Origin of the sequence: Shewanella baltica (genome assembly GCF_900456975.1) — a bacterium.
GTDB classification, from domain to species: Bacteria; Pseudomonadota; Gammaproteobacteria; order Enterobacterales; family Shewanellaceae; genus Shewanella; species Shewanella baltica.
Genome location: NZ_UGYM01000002.1, coordinates 519,499 through 537,961 on the forward strand (window position 1 = coordinate 519,499; position 18,463 = coordinate 537,961).

General features: G+C 45.2%; 16 protein-coding genes. 7 read left to right on the plus strand and 9 right to left on the minus strand.

Going from position 1 to position 18,463, the window contains the following annotated elements; all coding sequences use genetic code 11:
- Positions 1-73 precede the first annotated feature (73 nt).
- From DYH48_RS02345 to yjjX, 4 genes are all read right to left on the minus strand, one after another.
- A complete protein-coding gene (locus DYH48_RS02345; protein WP_115333947.1) occupies positions 74-1,093 on the minus strand; it encodes a DUF5677 domain-containing protein in 1,020 nt (339 codons plus the stop codon).
- A 374-nt stretch (positions 1,094-1,467) separates the two neighbouring features.
- Entirely contained in the window at positions 1,468-3,924 is a 2,457-nt protein-coding gene (locus DYH48_RS02350; protein WP_115333948.1) for an ankyrin repeat domain-containing protein, read from the minus strand.
- A gap of 239 nt (positions 3,925-4,163) precedes the next feature.
- The gene (locus DYH48_RS02355; protein WP_172481138.1) at positions 4,164-5,213 is read right to left on the minus strand and encodes a bifunctional helix-turn-helix transcriptional regulator/GNAT family N-acetyltransferase; all 1,050 of its coding nucleotides are present in this window, start codon (positions 5,211-5,213) and stop codon (positions 4,164-4,166) included.
- A gap of 4 nt (positions 5,214-5,217) precedes the next feature.
- A complete protein-coding gene (yjjX, locus tag DYH48_RS02360) occupies positions 5,218-5,778 on the minus strand; it encodes an inosine/xanthosine triphosphatase (RefSeq protein WP_115333949.1) in 561 nt (186 codons plus the stop codon).
- A 521-nt stretch (positions 5,779-6,299) separates the two neighbouring features.
- Between yjjX and DYH48_RS02370 the strand changes: the two genes are divergently transcribed.
- Both DYH48_RS02370 and DYH48_RS02375 read left to right on the plus strand, forming a co-directional pair.
- Positions 6,300-8,864: an acylase gene (locus DYH48_RS02370; protein ID WP_115333950.1), complete on the plus strand. Its 2,565-nt coding sequence runs from the start codon at positions 6,300-6,302 to the stop codon at positions 8,862-8,864.
- Positions 8,865-9,313: 449 nt separating this feature from the next.
- Positions 9,314-10,609, plus strand: coding sequence for an SLC5/6 family protein (locus DYH48_RS02375; protein ID WP_006084033.1), 1,296 nt, complete (start codon positions 9,314-9,316; stop codon positions 10,607-10,609).
- 127 nt (positions 10,610-10,736) lie between these two features.
- On the opposite strand, the gene DYH48_RS02380 is transcribed toward DYH48_RS02375, so the two are convergent.
- Positions 10,737-11,180 carry a GNAT family N-acetyltransferase gene (locus DYH48_RS02380; protein ID WP_006084032.1) on the minus strand — a complete coding sequence of 148 codons (444 nt, stop codon included), beginning with the start codon at positions 11,178-11,180 and terminating at the stop codon, positions 10,737-10,739.
- A 216-nt stretch (positions 11,181-11,396) separates the two neighbouring features.
- Between DYH48_RS02380 and DYH48_RS02385 the strand changes: the two genes are divergently transcribed.
- On the plus strand, positions 11,397-11,693 hold the full coding sequence (locus tag DYH48_RS02385; RefSeq protein WP_115333951.1) for a hypothetical protein: 297 nt from the start codon (positions 11,397-11,399) through the stop codon (positions 11,691-11,693).
- A gap of 209 nt (positions 11,694-11,902) precedes the next feature.
- Positions 11,903-13,237 carry a dicarboxylate/amino acid:cation symporter gene (locus tag DYH48_RS02390; RefSeq protein WP_115333952.1) on the plus strand — a complete coding sequence of 445 codons (1,335 nt, stop codon included), beginning with the start codon at positions 11,903-11,905 and terminating at the stop codon, positions 13,235-13,237.
- 94 nt (positions 13,238-13,331) lie between these two features.
- Here the strand turns inward: DYH48_RS02390 and DYH48_RS02395 are convergent, their stop codons facing one another.
- Positions 13,332-13,748 (minus strand): META domain-containing protein, encoded by a 417-nt coding sequence (locus DYH48_RS02395; protein ID WP_011845877.1) that lies wholly within the window; start codon positions 13,746-13,748, stop codon positions 13,332-13,334.
- 71 nt (positions 13,749-13,819) lie between these two features.
- Between DYH48_RS02395 and DYH48_RS02400 the strand changes: the two genes are divergently transcribed.
- The gene (locus DYH48_RS02400) at positions 13,820-14,050 is read left to right on the plus strand and encodes a hypothetical protein (RefSeq protein WP_006080327.1); all 231 of its coding nucleotides are present in this window, start codon (positions 13,820-13,822) and stop codon (positions 14,048-14,050) included.
- A 100-nt stretch (positions 14,051-14,150) separates the two neighbouring features.
- Here DYH48_RS02400 and DYH48_RS02405 read toward each other — a convergent pair whose 3' ends face one another.
- The gene (locus DYH48_RS02405) at positions 14,151-15,167 is read right to left on the minus strand and encodes a GGDEF domain-containing protein (RefSeq protein ID WP_115333953.1); all 1,017 of its coding nucleotides are present in this window, start codon (positions 15,165-15,167) and stop codon (positions 14,151-14,153) included.
- Positions 15,168-15,335: 168 nt separating this feature from the next.
- Between DYH48_RS02405 and DYH48_RS02410 the strand changes: the two genes are divergently transcribed.
- Together DYH48_RS02410 and DYH48_RS02415 are read left to right on the plus strand one after the other, a co-directional pair.
- Positions 15,336-15,878, plus strand: a complete 543-nt coding sequence (locus DYH48_RS02410; RefSeq protein ID WP_115333954.1) for a GNAT family N-acetyltransferase — start codon at positions 15,336-15,338, stop codon at positions 15,876-15,878.
- Between the two features lie 80 nt (positions 15,879-15,958).
- The gene (locus DYH48_RS02415; RefSeq protein WP_115333955.1) at positions 15,959-16,309 is read left to right on the plus strand and encodes a hypothetical protein; all 351 of its coding nucleotides are present in this window, start codon (positions 15,959-15,961) and stop codon (positions 16,307-16,309) included.
- 38 nt (positions 16,310-16,347) lie between these two features.
- On the opposite strand, the gene DYH48_RS02420 is transcribed toward DYH48_RS02415, so the two are convergent.
- Together DYH48_RS02420 and DYH48_RS02425 are read right to left on the minus strand one after the other, a co-directional pair.
- Positions 16,348-16,752 carry a GNAT family N-acetyltransferase gene (locus DYH48_RS02420; protein ID WP_011845882.1) on the minus strand — a complete coding sequence of 135 codons (405 nt, stop codon included), beginning with the start codon at positions 16,750-16,752 and terminating at the stop codon, positions 16,348-16,350.
- Positions 16,753-17,708: 956 nt separating this feature from the next.
- A complete protein-coding gene (locus tag DYH48_RS02425; RefSeq protein ID WP_115336078.1) occupies positions 17,709-18,077 on the minus strand; it encodes a ribonuclease E inhibitor RraB in 369 nt (122 codons plus the stop codon).
- Positions 18,078-18,463 lie beyond the last annotated feature (386 nt).

An 18,463-nucleotide genomic window follows, 5' to 3' on the forward strand; every position in this document is an offset into this window, starting at 1 on the left:
TGGGGAACGCCGCGTTAAGCGGGCTAACATAGTGGGTGGAAACGTGTAGAGGGCTTAAGTGTAACAAATTGTTTTAGTTTGATTTAAATGCCTTGTTAGCACTTTTTGCGAATGCGGACTCTAGTACTTTTTCTTGTGCAAGTGAAATCATTTTCAAAAATATGGTGCAGTCTAAATTAGGGAACAAAAATAAAAATTTAGAAAATGTAATTAATGACGATAACATTGCAAGATCAATCGGAGTCTCATATCCATAATGACTTGGACCTACAACAAGTACGGCATTATTAAGTTCTGAGGCCGCGAAATTTGCATAATTAGATTTGGATGGTGCATGGATTTTCTCGCATGCTAAGGTAAAGTAAGGTCGATAGTGATCTAAACCAACTCTTACTTCTAAATCATATAGGTTAGGACGATTTCCTTTATAACCTTTTTCTACCAAAAATGGCATTGCCCAAAAATAATCTGAACTTTTATAATCATCGCCTAGTTCTGTAAGCGCAGCGGCTTTTAAAGAAGCAATTGAATCTAATTCAGATTGCGTATATGGCTCATGATTTAATTTAACTGCATGATCGCTATAACACTTTGCACCTTTAGCATTCGTAATATGTTCAGACAAAAGATAATATTTAGCTGACTTTTCTGATTCAAAAATAACACAAGAGCATACGGCTAATTCATGGAGTGTACGCCACCGAGTCATTGCGCCATCAGGATAACCAGCCTCAATTAAGGCTTGAATTTCTCTCAGAACTAACACAGATTTAGCATGAAGCTGAGTCAAAGCAACGAACCTAAGATCGAGGCAATCATCCGTTTTTAATACAGACTCGCGATACATTGATGCAATGTCTAGGTAACTGCCAATATAAAAATCAAAGAGATTAAAAGTAGCTCCCCAATATTTCCATATCTTACTCTGTAACGCTCTTCGACTTTTTAAACCATCTTCCAAAGCATATAAGCTGTCATTTAAGAGTTCGCTTGCTACTCCCGAAATAAAGCTGTCAATTTCATCCTCTGTCTTACTTTCAAATGATTCTTCTTGCTCTATTTTTCTATGAATTTCGCCGAACGTATATTCCACTAGAATTGCTCACTAATTTAGTTAAAGAGAATAGTGCTAACGTCTTAGTATTTATGCGCTGTTTGCAGGGCATAAATCGCTTGTTGGACTTCAAAAAATCTGGCCATCCATTTTAGATCAACAACATGATGCACTTTCAGTTTGCCTATAACCAATTCTGGTTTGTGAACTATCAAAAATCGCAGCGGCTGTATATAAGGCAACAAATAGCGCTAATTCATTCAAACATTGAGATTGGGTGTCTGAGTTTCGTTACGGGCGGCTAAGTCAGCTGGTGTGAGTCTCGAAAGCATAAAGCCCCAAAGTTAGGGCTTTATGCTTGGTACTCGTTGGCAGTTAAGGTGCTAACCGCTACCCAAAGTAGGTGCTAATCGTTACCAGAAGCGCTTTCTCAGTGCGGTTTCAATTTCGATATCAACCTTAAAGTACTGCAAAATCGTCCAGACTGAATCGACTAAAGCTTCGGTTAGGGCGGGATAATCATCCTCGATTAACTTGTTTATCTCATCGACCGTATCATCAATATATTCCTGCACGCTTTCTTCAAACTCCGCTTGGGTGGCCTGATTGCGGAAAAAGCTAAAATCATTCAGTTTTTCAATCAGCAGATCGAGCTGTTCTTCTATGCCTTTAAATTGGGCAACAGTGATATCGGGATCCTTTGCGATAAGTTTAAAGAAGCTCTGCACTTTGGTTTTGAGATCGAACAGCGTTGGGATTTGGTTTTTATCTGAAGCCGCATTACTTACCTCTAATTTGGCCTTTTTAGACGCTATATCTGGTTGGCCAGTAGGAGCGTTATCATCCGCAGTCTCGGTTGTCTGCATATTTGAGATAGGTTTAGTTTCAGTCTGCGCCTGAACTTGAGTCTGCTGTTGCATTGTTTCGCCATTAATATGTTGTAGCAGGCGACGGCTGAAATAGCTTTCTGGCTCCGCGACTTCGAGTGCTCGCTCAAGCTGAGTTTCACTGTAGGAGGCTATTTGCAGCAGCGCTTCGAAAATCTCCTTATATTCCTGCTCTATAGCTGCGACCAGCGGGCTATTGCCGCGGCAGTTCTCAGTTGTTAAGTCGGCGCCATATTGTTGCAATAGCCTTAAGATCCGCACCGCTGTTGATTCAAAGCGAGGAAACTCGATTGAACTGCCACCTATCACAGCGCAAAGGGCGGGGGTGGTGTCTTCGGCATTGATGGCATTGGGATTGGCGCCATGTTCGAGTAGCGCCTCTACGCAGGACTGTGCGCCGTAGTAACTGGCGCACATGAGTGGCGTAAATTGCTCATCTACTGAGAATTCTTCAATTTTAGCTCCGTGGCGCAGTAAGAGTTCCACGGTATTGCGCCGCATGGGGCCAGAGATTTGATCCCACCAGTAGGTCGAAATCGCCTTGTGTAGAATGGGCGAGTTATCGTGGCCGCAATGGGTAAAAATATCCCCGCCTTGGTTAATAAGCCATTCAAGTATTTGGGTTCGACAGGAGATAGCCGCCGCAGACACATAGTTAGTGTTGTAGATATTGGTGAGGCTTAAATCCAGCCCCTTGGTGAGCAGATATTCCATCACTTGGATAAGTGTTGCTTGATCTTCTTTACCTGAACCACGCTGGCAGAGAGTGAGTAAGGTCGGTTCATCCACCGCACCAAATTTTTTATTGATATCCATGCCATATTGCAGGAACAGATCGAGGAACTCGGGCAGAAAGGTTTTGTTTTCGACCATTGGATAAATCAGTAGTCGTAAGCTCGACCAGACTAACATCTCATAGGCTTTACCCGTATTCACAAATTCGGCATTAGGATTAGCGCCATATTTGAGCAAGAGTTCAAGGGCTTGATAGATGTAACTCCGTTTGTTTACATCGGTAAATTTAGCAAGATCAAGATATTGGTTGAGCAAGGGGGAATGGTCGGCCTCGGGCGGAGTCATCCTATAGATGCGATTGATATCGACGGTGGCCTTAAGTAGTTTTTCGATAATCCTAAGGTCAAATTCTGAGGTCAATGCCGCATAGACTAAACTTTTGGCGTGGGAGTCAGCTTTGAGCAGCGGATAATGGTCTAGCAGATATTCAGTATATTCTTGTGATTTGGCATAAACACAAAGCTCGAGTAAATTGGCATCGTCCCAGAAGCTGCTGTCGTTGGCCATAATATAACGGGACTTTTTAAATTCAGGAAAGCGTTTTACTAAAGGAGCAAAGGCTTCAATCCCCCAGAATCCGCTCGAGGAAATAATATTTTCAATTAGACTTAATTTACCTATTTCTAATGGGATGTCTTTATTGATGATATGCAGGAATAGATCTTTACTTCGTTCATCATATAATATTTCTAGCGGGTGGTTTACTTCACCATTGGTCCAAAAACTCACCGGTTTATTGATGTCTAACTTAGCTGCAAGTAGAAGATCTATCATATCTCTACGTTGATGATCCTGATAGATATACTGCGGATTAGGATGAAATAGATAGTTGAGCCAGCAATTATTGTATTGATTTTGAAAGTAAAGATTGGCACCAGAGTCTAGGTATAGGGTAACGAGTTCAGAGTTATTATATTCAATAGCCGAATGCAAGGCACTGAAACCATTGCATTCGATTTTAGCGCCTTTGTTGAGCAAGTATTTTATAAGCACTAAATCGGACTGAGGACGGCAAGATAGTGGAACTAATATGTTACAGGGCGAAATATTGAGATCAATAAAATTGAGATCTCCACTATCGGCAAGAAATTGATCAACTTTCTTTATTTTAGCCGAGGTCGAAAGTGTGTTATCTAGGCATATTTCCCGAAGAGTGAGTTTCTTATTACTAAAAATCCAACTGAGCATAATGTTCCCTATTTAATGCCGTTAACAAAATGGTATCAAATGCCTTTCAATTTATTAAAAATTGAGCAAGGTAAAATTGCCATATTTTAATGCAATTAAGTTAAGAAAAACTATGCCCTAAGACTGATAATTAAAATCATCTTGCTGAATAACATTTGTTGATACAAATTGATAATGCCAAACAAGTTGAATCATGGCTGTTTGGCATTGTTACTTCAGTTTGAATTCCGCTGTGTATTCTATTGATTAAGTTCTAGCAGCATTGGCATTTCGCAGGCGTCGTGGCCTGTATTCCCTAGGGGAGCGGATAGATGTACAAAGCCCAATTTCTCATAGAGTTTTACGGCTTCATTTAACGCGGCTGTGGTTTCTAAATAGCAGCTTTGATAACCCGTTTCGCGGGCGAAATCGAGTGCCATTAACGCTACGCGTGTTGCAAGTCCTTTGCCGCGAATTTCGGGCATAAAGTACATTTTCTGCAGTTCACAAACACCCTCATTGTTGGCTAACGGCGCAATACCAGCGCCGCCTAAAATGCGCCCCTCTAATTCAATAATCCAATAGTTGGCACCCGCTTGGGAGTAAATCTGGCTGAGGCAATCTAAGGTCGGGTCGGCCACGCTATAACCTTTATCCGCGGTTAAGCCGTATTCGGCCGAGACATCGCGGATGACTTTGGCAATCGCGGCATCATCTTGGGCTGTGGCTTGACGAATGTGACAGCCACTTTGGTGTTTGGCGTTATGTACGGCTTGGTTATATAACATGAGTGCCTCTTCGATTTGTGAGGTTTGTGCTGGGGTCAGTTGGGCTAAGATCTCTTGAAATAATTGATTTTGTTGAGTATCTAATTTCAGGAGTAACTTCTTCCCCGCGGGCGTGAGTTGTACTACTAAACAGCGACTGTCCCGTGGGTGTATTTGACTCTGGGCAAGATTTTTATCAATCAGATGCTTAATGGCTCGGCTCGCATTGGACTTATCTATGCTGAGTTTGCAGGCCAGCTCTTTGATGGTCAGCGGCTGCTTGCCTATCTCAAACAGGGCGTGGGCTTGCACGGGCGATAAGGGGAGATCCCCAAAGGCGGCATTGAGCATGCCTAAATTCCTCACCAGATAGCGAGATAAGTGCCTGAGTTGGGCGGATGAGCCTGACTCCGCCGTTTGCTTAGCGTGAATTACAGGCTTGACTGGATCTGGAGTCGATGGTGCGTCTGTTTGAGCCATAGTCGAATGGGTTTGGTTGCATGTCACAACTAAGTTAGCGGGCTTCAACTGCGCTTGCAACATGTTACTAACAAGTTTGTGCGTAAATATCGGGATTTAATAGCGGCGCCATGGCGAGAATAATCGCTTGGGTGTAATTACTTTCACGGGTCGCGTGGCCGTGGGTGAGCAAACCTATGGCACCGCCTTTTTGTTTGATATTGACAGTATTGAACAATCCATCCATCACATGCCCGAGTTCTTCACCTGCTTCTAATGCCCGATAAACCTGCATTGGCAGAGGCAAAATTGCGCTGCGGCCAATGGCAAGTTGGTCTTTATGCCCAATGGCGATATAGGCGAATGTGGCTGGGCCAAAGTCGAAACAATCGACACCGCCTTCCATCGCAAAATAGTAGTCGGCTTGAGTATCTTGTTGATCCTGTTGTTGACAGTAGCGCACCCGATTAATCGCCCCTTGGCGAGTGTCTTTATCTGTCATTGGCTGCGCCGCAACACCTGAAGGTGCATCCATACCGCTGGCTTCTATGATGCTGTCAGGAAACAGTTGTGCCATCGCTTTGGTTGCCGCGTTGATTTTTACTGGGTTTTTAGAACCCACTTTTATCTTGATAATTTTTTGTTGCATATAAGTTGTTTATTTCAGCTTTTAATGTGGACGCTCGTTTGAATCATTGCTTAAATGGTCTGAGGTGTCTAAGCGTTTGGGTTTTCTATTCTGCCACAGTCGTCGGCGAAGCTCAGTAAAAAGCCAACAGTAGGGGAGGCAATAGCCAGCCTTAGGGACTAGGAAGCGACATATGACTATTGCTCCTTCAGTAATGTAGGCTGGGATAAGCAGTAAGGTATATACCCAAACAACCTGAAGATGCAGGATTCAGCGGGAATGTAACGCATTTTAGGCAAGGCAGTTATTTGCAGACCTAGTGGACTAAGTTAAAAATAACCAACACAGCATAAAGTGCGTTAAAACCCGCCGGGACGGAGCGCCTAGGGCACTCCACTTCCGTGTTGCACCAATTCAAAAGATGGCCGATATTCTTTCATTGATGCGCCTTGAATTGAAGTACCCTAGACGCTCTGAAACTCGTCTCTTCAGGTAGCTTGGGTATACGCAATTGAAGGAACCAAAACCAAGAGATAATAATAATGAAATTCAACAAACTCGTGATCGCTATGGGGATGGCCTGCGGTGTAATACTCGCCGGCTGTAACGATAGCGAAGATAGCACTACGCCCACCGAACCCGAAACTCAACTGCAAGCTTTTGCTCCCAACGGTTTACTCAAAGCCAATATTCGCCGCACCACCTACGGCGTGCCACATATCCAAGCCGATAACTTAGAAAGCTTAGGTTTTGGTAGTGGTTATGCGCAGGCACAGGACAATTTATGTGTGTTAGCCGATGGCTTTATTAAGGCTAACTCGCAGCGTTCCATGTACTTTGGCCCCCATGCGTCGATTGACTTCACTACGGGCCAACCCACAGCGGAAGATAACGGCAACTTGATCTCTGACTTTGCCTACAAAGCGTTAAAGATCAGAGCACAAGCCGAAGAAAAATGGCCACAGTTTAGTGAAAACTCTCGGGCGCTGATCCAAGGTTTTACCTCTGGTTATAACCAATATCTTGCCGATGTTGAAGCGGGTAAACAAACGGCAGAACCTTTCTGTAGCGGTCAGCCTTGGGTCAAACCTATAGTGCCAGAGGATGTGGTGACTTATCTGTTTTCAATCGCTTTGTTACCGGGCGCCGCCAACTTCCTCGATTTGATTTTTTACGCTAACCCGGGGGATGCGCAGGAATATATGCCGCGTATCGTAGGGCCTGCGCCCAGCCAAGACCAAACTGCATTTGTGGCCGATATGCAGTCTAAGTTGATTGCCCGTGCGGCCCACATCACCACGCCAGAGACCAATCCCCGAGGATTAGGCTCTAACGGTTGGGGTTTAGGTAAAGATAAAACCGAAAACGGTAAAGGCATGGTGCTCGGCAATCCGCATTTCCCACACACGGGTAACCTGCGTTTTTGGCAATCCCATATTACGATCCCTGGGCATTTAGACATGATGGGCGGCTCGCTTGTGGGTATGCCTGGGCCGATTAATATCGGTTTTAACAAAGATTTAGCGTGGACTCATACCTTCTCAACCGCCGAACATTTTGTGATGTATAACTTAGAGTTAGTCTCGGGCGATCGGATGCAATATCTGTTCGATGGTAAACCTATGCCGATCACCAAAGAGACGGTATCGATTCTGGTGAATGCTGGTCCTGCCGGCATGTTAGTGGCCGAGAAGGATATTTACACCACGGCAAAAGGCCCTATGGTTGAAGCGCCACCTGCTTTAGCGCCTTTTGGTTGGGATGATGGCAGCGCCTTTATGATCCAAGACGCCAACATGGGCAATATGGACCCCGTTGACCATTGGTTAGCGATGGACATGGCGACCAATAAAGAAGAGTTCCAACAGGCCTTCAAGGATTACGACGGCGTCATCTTCAATAACACTATGTACGCCGACAAAGAAGGTAATGCTTTCTACATCGACGACTCGACAGTCCCGGGATTGTCTGAATCGGCAGTGGTGTTGTTAAAAACCTCGCCAGACATTAAAGCGGCTAAGGCGCAGGCCGGATTTACGATTTTACCCGGCAACACATCGCTGTTTAGTTTCGATGGCCCAACACCCTATGCCCGCGCGCCAAAGCTTGAGCGTACTGACTTTGTGCAAAACTCCAATGACTCATTCTGGTCGACTAACTTGAATGAACCGCTGTCTTATTTCTCGCCCATGTATGGGCCAGAAGCGGGGCAGTTGTCGCTGCGAACACGCATGGGCTTGAGCTTAATGCAAGATGCGGCGGGGGCAGATGGCAAGTTTAGCTTGGAAGAACTCGAAGCGGCGGTGTTGTCTAATCGCAGTTATCTTGCTGAGTTAGTGCTGCCTGATTTGATTGCCCAGTGTGATGCCCAAGGCAGCACGCCTGTTGTGGTGTCGGCGAGTTTATCTAAGGATGTCACTTCGGCGTGCACGGCGTTAAAAGCGTGGAATGGTAAGCAAGATAACGACAGCAAAGGCGGTGCTTTACTGCGTGAGTTTGCCCACCAATTCAGCCAAACGACCATGTTGACCCAAGGATTCGATCCCGCCAATGCGGCGACGACACCTAAAACCTTGACCACAGATGGCAGCGCCTTAGTGGCCTTGGCCCATAGCGCACTGAATCTTGAGGCGGCAGGTTTTGCCTTAGATGCGCCATTGGGTGAGGTGCAATTTGTGGAGAAATCGCTGCCGGACGGTACGCCAAGCGGGTCGCGTTTACCTTGGCCGGGTAGCCACAATGCCGAGGGTGGATTCAACGTGTTCTCGACCAGTCTGTCGGGTGACGACACTTTAATCCCGCAGCACAAGTACGCAGCTGTGATGGACGTGGTTACAGGCAAGGCGATGAGTTCTGGCTTAACGGCGAAGGGATACCAAGTGCGTTATGGGTCGAGCTGGATGATGGCGGTGAACTTTACTGACGAAGGGCCAGTGGCGCGGGGAATTTTAACTTACTCTGAGTCGAGTAATATCCTAACGCCAGCGTTTGCCGATCAAAGTATCTTGTACTCAAGCGAGAAAAGTTTCCGTCCGTTGTTGTTCAAAGAGGCCGATATAGCGCCAGCCGTGGTGTCGACCACTGAGCTTATGCTACAGAAACCTTAAGTCTGATTTTGCGCTAATCGTTAACGGCTCACTTCGGCGTTGGTTCCGCAGTGAGCCGTTTTTTATGGCGTTTGCGACTGATAGCGATTTGTAAAAATTTAACATTATTGGATGTGATCTTGATCGACTTTAGCTATCGATATGCGGCATTGGATCTCGTTTTATGGCTTTTTGTGATCTAGATCCAATTCGGTGTTTTTCTCGGCGCTTATGCTATGTCGCTGCTTTTGGTTTAAGGTGAAAATATTGTGTCTTTAAGCGGTTTTTTATGTGTGTTTTTTGCTGCTGCATTGAAAACTTATTACATTAAATCAGCGATCTAGATCTCAATATCAGTTTATTATGAAATTCCCTTACATAAAGCAGTGTCAGATCAACTTTTATGGGCTTTTTTTGGTTATCCTTACGACGAATTTATTATGCTAGTCACACCGTAAGGTAACTTTTATATGCAAAAAGATGCGACCAGTGTTCTTGGAACACCTCAAAGCACACAGAATCTAGATTCAACGAAACACTTACCTTGGACTCGCCAAGATACGACTTGGATGTTGAGTTTATTTGGCACAGCCGTTGGCGCTGGAATTTTATTTTTACCCATCAATGCGGGCATGGGCGGCTTTTGGCCTCTCGTACTCATGGCAGTGATCATCGGTCCTATGACCTATCTTGCCCATCGCGGTTTATCTCGTTTTGTTTGTTCATCAAGCATTCCCGGCAGCGACATCACCCAAGTAGTAGAAGAACATTTTGGTGTGGGTGCGGGTAAAGCCATTACCATACTGTATTTCTTCGCCATCTATCCGATTGTATTAATTTACGGTGTGGGTATTACCAACACAGTCGATAGCTTTATCGTCAATCAGTTGGGCATGGCATCGCCACCACGCTTTATTTTATCGGGTGTATTGATCCTCGGTATGATGGCTGTGATGGTTGCGGGCGAGAAGTTCATGCTGAAAGTGACACAATTGCTGGTATATCCGCTGGTGGGTATTTTGGCCTTTATGTCGTTCTACCTGATCCCAGAATGGAAAATGGATGCCTTACAAGTTGTGCCAGAAGCGGGCGCTTTTTTAGGCACAGTGTGGTTAACGATCCCTGTATTGGTGTTCGCCTTTAACCATTCTCCTGCGATTTCACAGTTTTCAGTGTCACTGAAACGTGACCACGGCGCCAATGCTTCTCGCAAAGCTGACGTCATTTTACGTAACACTTCGATGATGTTAGTGGGCTTTGTGATGTTGTTTGTGTTCTCTTGTGTGCTGTCGTTATCGCCAGCCCAATTGGCAGAAGCGAAAGCGCAGAACTTACCGATTCTGTCTTACTTAGCCAACGTGCATTCAAGTGGTTTTGTGAGCTACTTTGGTCCGTTAATCGCCTTTATCGCGATTGTGTCCTCTTTCTTCGGCCATTACATGGGCGCGACAGAAGGCATGAAAGGCGTGATCGTTAAGCAGTTACGCTCAAGCGGCAAATCAGTCGCTGACGCTAAGATCAACAAGTTCATCCTAGGCTTTATGTTTGTCACTATCTGGGCTGTGGCTGTGATCAACCCAAGTATCTTAGGCATGATTGAAGCCTTAGGTGGCCCAATTATCGCTGCTATCCTGTACTTGATGCCTATGTATGCCGTGTATAAAGTGCCAGCGTTAAAAGCCTATCGTGGCCGAATCAGCAATATCTTCGTGATCATTGCAGGTTTACTGGCGATGACGGCGATTCTGTTTGGTTTCTTCCGTTAAGTTTTGCGAGTGTAGTGAAGCTTAACGAGGAGTTAGCGTTAGGTTTTTAGTCTGAATCGTGACTCGTAAAAAAAGGATCGTGCCATTGGCCCGATCCTTTTTTATTGCGAATAAGCTATTGAAGGACTTATTTTTCTTCGTACATTAAATAGTAACTCTGCTTCATCCCTAAGGCTTGATAGGTTTGCTGGGCGGCGAGGTTTTCTTGCTCGACATATAAACGGAAGCTGGCAGCGCCACCATTGGCTTCGGCCAGTTGTTTGACTTCACTGTAGAGCTTGCCATAAATGCCTTGGCGACGATTTTGCGGGCGAATATACACACTCTGGATCCAGTAATAATCCTTGGCGCGCCAATCGCTCCATTCAAATGTCACCATAAGCGAGCCTACTATTTCACCTTCAATTTCGGCGACGAGGTAAAACCCTTTTTGCGGGCTCTCAAGTAGCGTGCCCACGCCGCGGGTTAGTGTCGCTTCATCTAAGGCTAAGCCTTCGGTTTCTTGGGCCATCGCCTGATTAAATTGGACTAAGGCACTGAGGTCCTGAGCCTTAGCTTTACGGATCAACATACAACAACTCCTAGGCGGTTATTGAGTAATACCGCTCTTGTTTAGTGAACAACCATTTTGTGGCTCACTTTAGCATGGAACATTGTGGGATAACGAGTTCGACAGTCGCGGTTTTGGCGGAGTGAGCTTAATTGTTGTTGCGGATTTTTGCACGACTAAAGTCTTATCTGCTAGGCTTATCTCTAGTGCCCTTTTTCTGAACTAAGTGAGCATATGATGGGATTCGTTAAGTCGACACGCCGCTATAAACTTAAGTTGTTGCCCGTTGCTGATCTGACTGCTGATGAGCAAATAAATCATCAGCTGCATTTTATCTTAACTTTGTTGAGTTTTGGTTTGTGGGGACTCGTTTGGTGGTGGTTGATCCTGAAAGCCAAGGGTAAGTCGGACTTTATTTTCAGTGGTTTTGATGACGATTACTGGAGTTATTTGATTGAACGTGAGCAACCGCCAGCAGCGCTTTATCGTCAGCAAATTGCGCCAAATAAAGTCACAGAATATTTTGATGCTTAAGCAGAAAAACTAACATTCCAGCGGCTAATTTAACAAAGTTCGTTTGGTTAATGTTACTGATTTTAAGACAGTTTAGCTCAACGTGACCCAGATCATCCCTCGATGAAAACCCCTCTGCTAGACTCGGCGATTGCCTCATGTAGACTGAGAAACTAGCGCGCTAGTTTTGGTCTTTGCCCCATCATAGTTTCGAATTCAAGGTTATGAATATGACAAAACCTAAGTCGTCGGCATTAGGCCGTGTTTGGTCTCGCTGGATGTCAGTGCCGCTGTGGCTGCAAATTGTTATTGGTATGGTGCTAGGCATTATTGTCGGCGTCATTTTTGGTGAGCAAGCCACTTGGTTAAAACCGCTGGGCACCTTATTTGTCAATGCCATAAAGATGCTGATCGTGCCACTGGTTTTTTGCTCGCTGATCGTGGGCGTTACGTCGATGCAAGACACAGGCAAGATGGGGCGTATCGGCTTTAAATCCTTTGGGTTTTATCTGTTTACCACGGCTATCGCGATCAGTATCGGCCTGCTTGTTGGTTATGTATTGCAGCCCGGCGCAGGCTTAGGATTAACGCTGGCAGAAGGCGCGACTCAAACCGCCAAAGCTGTACCTTCATTAGTCGATACCTTAGTTGATATAGTGCCGACCAATCCGATTGCGGCCATGGCAAGCGGCCAAATTTTGCAAGTCATCGTATTTGCCATCGCCTTAGGTATCGCGTTAGTGCTGATTGGCGAGCACGGTAAACCTGCGATTAAAGTGTTCGAAAGCCTCGCCGAAGCCATGTACAAACTGGCCGATATGGTGATGAAACTCGCACCCTACGGCGTCTTTGGGCTAATGGCTTGGGTGGCGGGAGAGTATGGTATTGATATGCTTTGGCCCCTGATCAAAGTCATCATAGCCGTATACCTTGGTTGTATTATCCACGTGCTGGGTTTCTATAGTTTTTTGCTGCGCGGATTTGCGAAGTTAAGTCCGCTGCAGTTTTTTAAAGGCATTAGCAACGCCATGTTAGTGGCGTTTACCACGTCGAGCTCTGCGGGCACGCTCCCTGCAAGCATGAAGTGCGCGAGTGAAAACCTAGGCGTTCATAAGAAGATTTCTAGCTTCGTGTTACCGCTGGGCACTACCATCAATATGGACGGCACTGCGTTATACCAAGGCGTTACTGTACTGTTTGTGGCGCAGGCGTTTGGTATCGACCTGACTGTCGTCGATTATCTCACCATTATTTTAACCGCGACTTTGGCTTCTATTGGCACTGCGGGTGTGCCCGGTGCGGGTTTAGTGATGCTGACGTTAGTGCTGACAACCGTAGGGCTGCCCTTAGAAGGGGTGGCATTGATAGCGGGGATTGACCGTATTTTAGATATGGTGCGCACTGTGGTGAACGTCTCCGGTGACTTAGTGGCGACGACTGTGATTGCTAAGTCTGAAGATGAGCTGGATATGGCGCATTACAATGCCGACACGGAGCAAAGCGCCGTACTCGCCGAGCAAAATATCGCCCTTGAAACGGCGGCTGAGAATAGCGCCAAAGTCTAGTTGGCTTCTGTTGCTGGCTGTGAAACGAAAAAACCGCCAATGGCGGTTTTTTATGCGGACAAATTTTACTTTGCGGAAGCTTACTTCACTGGGCTTACTTCAGTTGGCTCAAGATTAGCACTGGCTTGCCGTCGCTGTTGAGTAGCGTCAGGCGACCTTGCACTAGCTTAGCTTTAGCCACTAATGGCATTGCTTGCATCACTTTGTGCTCTTGCTGCATTAGCGCATCGACACAGGCTTTCATTGTGCTACCGGCAGGAGATAGCTTAAGCTCTTGGCCTTGCTGAGTATATTGACCGAAAAAGTTATTACAGCTGTTGTTGCCGTGTAATTTGCCTTCGGCCTCAAAGGTGATTTGCGCTGGGCTGTAATCGATAGTCGGTTGGCCTTGAACCATCTCAATGTGCCAGCTGCCCTCTAATGGAATGGTCTCATTTTGGGCGACATCGGTACTTTGGCAGGCGGTGAGTCCCAACAGTAGCGCACCTAAGATGAATGTTTGTTTTAACATCGTTACGGTTCCTTTTTCCATGGTTATGGCCATAGTGTGACAAGTTTTACTCAAGATCTAAAGAGGTTTATATGACGGACTCATTTAAAAGTACTATGAATTTGTTGAAGTTTTTACATTGGTTAGGTGTATTGATGCTAGTTTGTGGACTTGGGTTCTATATGTTGACGCAATGGAGTCTAGAGATAAGCGGCATGTTACTGATCTCAAGCCTGATTGGCTTAGGGTTGGTTCTAATGTCACCCTATCCCGTGGTGCTGTTTATCCAGTGGGCGAAGCGCCAGGATGAGCAATCTAAGTGATTTCTTGCTGCGTAATTAAACCAAAAACTCGTTAACTCGCCACTTCGTTAAATCAAAGCTCGGTTAACCTATCGTTTCGTTAAATCACTGCTTCATTAACTTAAAGCGCCGCCGAATCTGCGGCGGGGTTATCGTATAAGCTTGAGTCTATGGCGGGCTTAACTGGCGTGTCTTCAACCTCAGGCTTTGGTGGTTGCATTGAATCGAGTTTACCCCGCGCAAGTTCCATCATGGGCGCGAGTTTGGCGCTGGATTCTGGAGTGAAGAAACTGTAACTCGCATCGAGTTTAAGCTGGTGGTTTTGCTGTTCTAACTGTTTTTCTACCCGCTTCATAATATGCTGAATATCCCGCTCACCATCGACAAAGGCCAGTACCACAAATTGCGTGGTGTTGTAGTGGGCGGCTACGTCGGCGGTCCGTATCGTATCTTGGATCAACTTACCCAACAGCCTGTGGTGATTATCTTCTAGGGGGATGGGCGTGTTATCCGGACTCAGTAATTCAAAGAAGATGATGCCTGCATGGGCACCAAAGCGGCGGCCTAAATTGAGTTGTCTTGGCGCCATCATCAAAAAACCATAATGATTGAGCATGCCGGTTTCTTGGTCGCGCATCGAAAGGGATTCAATGCGATGGTTCTGGCACAGCAGAGATAATTCCTGCTGCAGCAATATCTGAAACGGTTCGAGCATAGCGGCATTGGCTAGCCGGTCTGCCATATGTGGGTTGAGTACGCACAGGGCGCCAAATTGGCTGCCATCAGGCCAAGCAATAGGGCGCGAGAGAATGTGCTGAATACCATCAAAATCCCGTGGTAAATCATCCAACATAAAGCTGCCAAGGTTTTGATATAAACCGTCGGGTTGGCTGTTTTGTATCTGTTGAAAAAGTTCGAGTTCTGCGGGGTACAAAGTACCTGCGGTAAATTGTGGTGTTTCAGTGATTGCGCTGACAATGATCTCAAATCCTGCGCTGGTCTTTTGGAATATAAAAACCGTGTTAGCGTTGTAATAGCTGTTGATTAGCTCACATTGGTGCATCCAGCGAGTGAGATTCACTTGTTGATTGTCGCTATCAAGTAAACTCAAGTTGGGATTAATGGTTTCGGGCAACATACAAACGCCTAACTAGGGCTAAATATTCATTAAGTTTGGGAAATAAAAGGGGATTTAGCAAATCAAGGCACTAAATAATACCTTGTTCTAGCTGTGCCTATTAATCCAACCGAGTATACTGACGGCCTTAAATTGGGCCTAAAGCCAAGATGATGCCGTGAGAACACTGTGAAGATTAGATTAGCCTTACCCCAAGATGTTGATTTATTAGCGATGCTAGAGAAAAAACATCTCAATGACGAATTAGCTTCCGCCAATATGGGACTGCAAGGGCAAGCTTTTTCCCACAGTGAATTGAGCGAATTAGTGCAGCATCATTGGGTCGTAGTGGCGCAGGTTGAGCAGCAGATCGTCGGTTATGTGATTGCCGGTCGCTGGGGATTTTTCGAACATTGGCCCATTTATCGCACTTTGTTGAATCGTTTGCCGCAACTCGATTGGGATGGGCCTAAATTAACTAAGACCAACTCTTGCCAATACGGGCCGATTTGGGTGCAGCAAACCTACCGTGGACAAGGGATTTTTGAGGCGTTAGTCAGTGAAATTCGTCGCCAAGTTGCTCCGCATTTTAGCTATATGTTGACCTTTATTGCCGAAGATAATGAACGTTCCTTTGCCGCCCACTCGGGAAAAGCGAACATGCAGGTAGTGGATTTTTTTACTGTGTCGGCGCGGGATTACTATTTAATGGCGGCAAAGACCCAAGCTTAGTTGTTCGATGATAGAAATTAAGGATTCAATCTCTACTGTGTAAATAACCCGAGTTCAGGTTAAATAACGGAGATAAATACATGAATGTACAATTTGTTGAGTCACTATTAACGGCCTATGCCGAAGTCAATTTATCGGCTTGGGACAACTTGAGATTGGTCTTATCTGAATGCTCCCACCATGAATGTGAGGCGAGGGGATTTGAAGTCGAGTTTGTTTCCGATTCAGGGCAAGCGCAGCATTATTGGGTACAAGTGGGGAATATTTGGCTCGATTGTGGCCGAACCAATGCCTATTCGGCGACGATAACGCAACTGAGCGATGCGCAAGTCAGCCGCGCGAATACAAAAATGGCGCTAGAGTGCGCCATTTTATCCCAAGAGCAGATTGGTCTACTGTGCATGCAAAACGCCCATTTCGACCATTGCTAAGTGCGCTTATTCTGCCCCTGCCTCAACCACTTTTTTGATCAATACTTCTTCATCAGAAAGATGCGCTGAGGGGTAGTGGTGACTGTACCTATGATCTCAAACCCTTGTTTTTCATAAAACACAGGGGCTTGAATCGATAAGGTATCCACTTGAGCTACCAAGCAACCCCGTTGTTTCGCCTCAGCTTCGGCAAGCGCCATCAGTTTATGCCCAAGCCCTGTGCCTCTGGTTTGGTCATCAACCCAGACAACATTGATTAAGAAGTTTTTATAGATAGTCCGTCCACCCACACCCCCAATCAACTTGCCATTTTCATCACGTGCTATGACAGTCAAAGGCACTGATTTCTCAGGCCCTAATAGCCCAGCATTAAATTGCCTAACGCCGTCTACCAGCGCATCCACAATCGCGTTATTTTCTTCATGAATAACTTCAAATTTCACTTAAATTTCTTCCTTAAAAATGGATTTTTTGCTTTTAAATCATATAGCAACTATCAGTAAACTCAATATTGGACAGAAATGTGTTGGAAAGTAGTGTCGGGGGAACTGTCACTTTAGTTGTTAGCAGTTTAGCGTTTGCTGATATCCACTCACACAGGCTTGCCATGGCATTCGCTCGTCAGTCCTTGGATGCTCGACCGCCCCGTCCATGGGGCGGACGGTCGTCTTGCTATCACCATGGCTCACTTTTTTGGTATTAGCGGAACCTGTGGATTGAAAAGATTACACAACATACTTTTGGACAGAAATGTGTTGGAAAGTAGTGTTTTGGGAGCAGTAATTTCAGTTGTTAGAAGTTTAGCGTTTACGGGTATCCACTCACACTGGCTTGCCATGGCATTCGCTCGTCGACTCGCAGCCAGTCCGTCCTTGGATGCTCGACCGCCCCGTCCATGGGGCGGACGGTCGTCTCGCCAATCACCATTGCTCACCTTTTGGGCACTAGTGTAACCAGTCTGTATGAAGGAGATACCCAGCAAGCTTTTGGACAAAACCTTGTTAGATAATTCACTCTTATGAGCCAGATTCGGATTAGCTATTCTATTAGCAATGCTTCGTTTGGCTACAAACTAATCAATAAACGATAAAACCAGTCGGAATAGGCATAACAGGGACATGAATCAGTTCTCTAGAGATTTGATTCATCTAAAGGGAAAAAACCGCCCCAGAATAGCCGCAAACAGGGCAATAGGACGAGGTTTAGCGGCTGACGTGAATCAGTCTGGTGTAGAGTGATTCATGAGCTCACTTTGGGATATAAATGAGTTACCTCAATAACTCTAACTCGTTAAATTCGGATTAAAATATCTATGGATTTATCTTTTGCAAAATAGTAAGAGCCGCAACGTGGCCAAGTGAGCTATAGCAGACTGGTTAGGCAACTTATATTAGATGCACTATTGCTTCACAGGCCCAACATCCATTCCATCGTAGTTATCCAAAGCATACTTATTTGCAAAGATGTATAGTTCATCGTTTCTTTTATCTAGTGTCTTAGGTGAATGAATTTCAACCTTTTCTACATGTAACCAATAGATATCTGGCTCATTAGGATCATCTTTATCAGACAAGTATATATCTACGTATTTATATCCTTGTTTTATTAATTCTTCGGCTGCTTGCTCTAATTTCTGTGGTTCGTGATGTGTAAAGAAATACCCCCAGAGCATGGGGCCAGATATATTCCATGATGTTTCATTTTTTATGTTCTGGAACATTTCGTTTAAGGAATCAAGTGTTATTTTTTTCCCCGGGATATCTCTCATATCTGCCCCATATGCATATGAATTGGCAATTATCAAACCTAGTAAGAATGTTCTAATATTCATTTTCTTCTAACATTTTATCTGTGCACATGCGCGATAACGGTTAACGTTGTTGGACCAACACAGTTAACTATCTGTATTGTAATGAACTTATCAGCTTCCGATTAAATATACCATCTGGGAAAACGCGAATGCACGTTTTCAAAACCAATTAACTAATCCATATCTCTAATAATTACTTGATTGTAAATGCTTTTTCAATAAAGCAAGCTAATGAGCGAAGACACGTAGCGGGGCAAATGCTCATGAACCAGACTAGGTAAGTCTGATTCACTGTAACTATTTTTGCAATTCCTCATGGTCAGGTCTTTCTTTTGGGTACCCAT

Coding starts and splice junctions, on each gene's coding strand:
- DYH48_RS02350 (WP_115333948.1), bottom strand. CDS start 3,924: ATGCTCAGTTGGATTTTTAGTAATAAGAAACTCACTCTTCGGGAAATA.
- DYH48_RS02355 (WP_172481138.1), bottom strand. CDS start 5,213: ATGTTGCAAGCGCAGTTGAAGCCCGCTAACTTAGTTGTGACATGCAAC.
- yjjX (WP_115333949.1), bottom strand. CDS start 5,778: ATGCAACAAAAAATTATCAAGATAAAAGTGGGTTCTAAAAACCCAGTA.
- DYH48_RS02370 (WP_115333950.1), top strand. CDS start 6,300: ATGAAATTCAACAAACTCGTGATCGCTATGGGGATGGCCTGCGGTGTA.
- DYH48_RS02375 (WP_006084033.1), top strand. CDS start 9,314: ATGCAAAAAGATGCGACCAGTGTTCTTGGAACACCTCAAAGCACACAG.
- DYH48_RS02380 (WP_006084032.1), bottom strand. CDS start 11,180: ATGTTGATCCGTAAAGCTAAGGCTCAGGACCTCAGTGCCTTAGTCCAA.
- DYH48_RS02385 (WP_115333951.1), top strand. CDS start 11,397: ATGGGATTCGTTAAGTCGACACGCCGCTATAAACTTAAGTTGTTGCCC.
- DYH48_RS02390 (WP_115333952.1), top strand. CDS start 11,903: ATGACAAAACCTAAGTCGTCGGCATTAGGCCGTGTTTGGTCTCGCTGG.
- DYH48_RS02395 (WP_011845877.1), bottom strand. CDS start 13,748: ATGTTAAAACAAACATTCATCTTAGGTGCGCTACTGTTGGGACTCACC.
- DYH48_RS02400 (WP_006080327.1), top strand. CDS start 13,820: ATGACGGACTCATTTAAAAGTACTATGAATTTGTTGAAGTTTTTACAT.
- DYH48_RS02405 (WP_115333953.1), bottom strand. CDS start 15,167: ATGTTGCCCGAAACCATTAATCCCAACTTGAGTTTACTTGATAGCGAC.
- DYH48_RS02415 (WP_115333955.1), top strand. CDS start 15,959: ATGAATGTACAATTTGTTGAGTCACTATTAACGGCCTATGCCGAAGTC.
- DYH48_RS02425 (WP_115336078.1), bottom strand. CDS start 18,077: ATGAGAGATATCCCGGGGAAAAAAATAACACTTGATTCCTTAAACGAA.